This window comes from Hydrogenivirga sp. 128-5-R1-1, assembly GCF_000171895.1.
Genome location: NZ_ABHJ01000201.1, coordinates 1 through 1,933, shown reverse-complemented (window position 1 = coordinate 1,933; position 1,933 = coordinate 1). Strand labels below are relative to the sequence as shown.

General features: G+C 28.4%; 1 protein-coding gene and 1 CRISPR repeat array. The gene reads left to right on the top strand.

Features of this window, described 5'->3' with window-relative positions; all coding sequences use genetic code 11:
* Positions 1–41 precede the first annotated feature (41 nt).
* Entirely contained in the window at positions 42–983 is a 942-nt protein-coding gene (thiL, locus tag HG1285_RS03370) for a thiamine-phosphate kinase (RefSeq protein WP_008288888.1), read from the top strand.
* A gap of 2 nt (positions 984–985) precedes the next feature.
* Positions 986–1,818: direct repeats of the CRISPR family, unit length 29 nt; unit sequence ATTTTTACCCCATATAGTTCAGATAAAAC.
* Positions 1,819–1,933: the final 115 nt, after the last annotated feature.

The window sequence follows — 1,933 nt, the reverse complement described above, 5'->3', positions numbered from 1 at the left end:
AGTCTGGGGCTGTATAAAGATGAAATGGTGTTTATAAAACAATGAAAGGCGAATTTAAACTTATAGATAGATTAACCAAATATTTACCAATAAATGATAAAGACGTTATCGTGGGTTTTGGAGATGACTGTGCCTGTGTGAAAATAGAAAATGAACTTTTAATTTTTACTGCTGATATTCAGGTAGAAAATCATCATTTTATAAAAGAAAAAATAAAACCGGAAAATTTAGGATGGAAACTTGTTTCTGTAAACGTCAGTGATGTGGTAGCCTGTGGAGGAATTCCTAAATGGGGTATTATTTCAATAGCTGTTCCTAAAAATACAAATCAAAAATGGATTGAAAAGGTTTATAAAGGGATAAAAGAAGCTTTAAATTATTATAAATTTAACATTATTGGGGGAAATACTTCAGCTTCAGAAGAAATTATATTTGATTTATTTTTAACAGGAAAAACTAAAAGATTTGTATCAAGAAGCAGTGCAAAAGAAGGGCAAAGTGTATATATTTCTGGAGAAACAGGTCTTTCAAGAGCAGGTCTTGAGCTTTTATTAATGGATAAGAAAAGATATGAAAAGTTTGAAAAAGAGTTAATAGAAAAACACGTAAAACCAAAAGCAAAAATAGATTTACAGAAAACAATTGAAAAATATGCAGAAAGCTGTATAGATATAAGCGATGGTCTTGTTGGAGATTTAAGGCATGTATCAACAATGAGCAGTGTAAAAATAATTATAGAAAAAGATAAACTACCAGTTCACCCGCTTCTTGAAAAATTCTGCAGAAAATACAAAAAAGACCCTTATCAGTACATACTTTATGGCGGTGAAGATTATGAGCTTGCTTTTACGGTAGATAGCAAGAATGAAAAACATATAAAAAATTGCTACAAAATAGGAAAAGTAGAAAAAGGAAAAGGTATTTATCTAATTGAGAATAACAAAAAAATACATTTAAAAGAAGAAGGATTTGAGCATATTTAGGGATTTTTTGCCCATATAGTTCAGATAAAACTACTTTGAAATCTTTTGGATATACACAGAACCAGAATTCTTTTTACCCCATATAGTTCAGATAAAACATTAATGATGTAGAAATATATGACAGCACCTTTTATATATTTTTACCCCATATAGTTCAGATAAAACCTCCTATTTTCGAGATTGCTGAAGTTGATGAGTCTGAATTTTTACCCCATATAGTTCAGATAAAACGTTGAGGAGGTAAGACAAATGTCAACATTGAGAGAGAATTTTTACCCCATATAGTTCAGATAAAACGCTTATAAAAGAGGTTGATTTAACTTTAACGAATAATCATTTTTACCCCATATAGTTCAGATAAAACTTCTAAGAAATATTTAAATAAAGACGAATGAAGAATATTTTTACCCCATATAGTTCAGATAAAACCTTTTTTAGATTTAACTGCTTCTCTAAGCATTTCTTTAAATTTTTACCCCATATAGTTCAGATAAAACACTGATGACTTTTTAAGCATACTTCATTTTGAAACAAATTTTTACCCCATATAGTTCAGATAAAACGAAGTTTCTGATGAAGAAGCAAAAATAGTATTAGAGAAAAATTTTTACCCCATATAGTTCAGATAAAACGATTGTTGCAAGTATTATTGTGATTTTAATGTAAATTTTAGATTTTTACCCCATATAGTTCAGATAAAACAAAAGGTTGTAAAATATTTAAAACAGATAATAACAAAATTTTTACCCCATATAGTTCAGATAAAACTAAAGATAAAACTGCCGACAGTAAATCAAAAATTCAAAATTTTTACCCCATATAGTTCAGATAAAACCCATTAATTAAATATAATAAAAAAAATTCACATTGGCAAGTATTTTCAAGCATTAAAAAAGATTAAAAAAATCTTCAAAATCCTCTCTGGTGGAGGTAGTTTGCATTAAACCTCC